Annotated in this window: 1 protein-coding gene; it reads left to right on the top strand. The window is 69.9% G+C overall.

Going from position 1 to position 219, the window contains the following annotated elements; translation table 11 throughout:
• The coding region (locus L995_RS10255) for a D-alanyl-D-alanine carboxypeptidase (RefSeq protein WP_047471393.1) at window positions 1-219 on the top strand (219 nt) is incomplete at both ends.

The raw sequence follows: 219 nt of genomic DNA, 5'->3' as shown, positions 1-219 counted from the left end.
CCGCGTCTTCGCGGCGCGCGCCATCGAGGGCATGTGGCGCGAGCTGGGCGGCAAGCTCACAGGCACCGTGCGCGACGGCCGCGTGCCGGCCGGCCTGCAGCCGGCCTTCCAGAGCGAATCGCCCTCGCTGGCCGAGGTGGTGCGGGACATCAACAAATACAGCAACAACGTCATGGCCCAGCAGGTGTTCCTGACCATGGGCATGCAGCGCACACGCGG

It is taken from the genome of Delftia sp. ZNC0008, from assembly GCF_000799035.1.
Lineage (GTDB): Bacteria > Pseudomonadota > Gammaproteobacteria > Burkholderiales > Burkholderiaceae_C > Comamonas > Comamonas tsuruhatensis.
Note: the sequence above shows the minus strand (reverse complement) of the source record. Positions and strands in the feature narration are given on the sequence as shown.